A 376-nucleotide genomic window follows, 5' to 3' on the forward strand; every position below is an offset into this window, starting at 1 on the left:
CTGCCACGCCGCAACCACCTCAGGGTGACGCGCCAGTCCGAGATAATCGTTACTGGAAAAATTCAGGTACGGTTTATCGCCATAGTGAAGGATACGATCGTTGCCGCCGCTTATTGCCCGGCGTTCACGGTAGGTTTGCTCGCGGCGTCGATGCACCAGCGCATCGTCGATGCGCGCCATCCAACCATCGGCCATTAACGTGCCGCGTTGTAGTATTGCGGCGTATCTGCCACCAACAGCTGCCCGGTCAGTTGCGCCTGCTGCTCCACGTCGCCTTCGGACGCGACGCGACGCTCGATATTGATGCCCAATTTACGGAACAGCTCCATATCGCGCTTCTCTTCCGGGTTAGGTGTGGTGAGTAATTTGCACCCGT

2 pseudogenes are annotated in these 376 nt (G+C 58.0%); both read right to left on the reverse strand.

Annotation, left to right across the window (positions count from 1 at the left end):
* Nucleotides 1-195, reverse strand: a pseudogene (locus BG74_RS01690) (8-amino-7-oxononanoate synthase); the annotation flags it as partial.
* Nucleotides 195-376, reverse strand: a pseudogene (locus tag BG74_RS15800) (biotin synthase BioB); the annotation flags it as partial. The pseudogenes BG74_RS01690 and BG74_RS15800, both read right to left, overlap by 1 nt.

The organism is Sodalis-like endosymbiont of Proechinophthirus fluctus (assembly GCF_001602625.1).
Classification (GTDB): Bacteria; Pseudomonadota; Gammaproteobacteria; order Enterobacterales; family Enterobacteriaceae.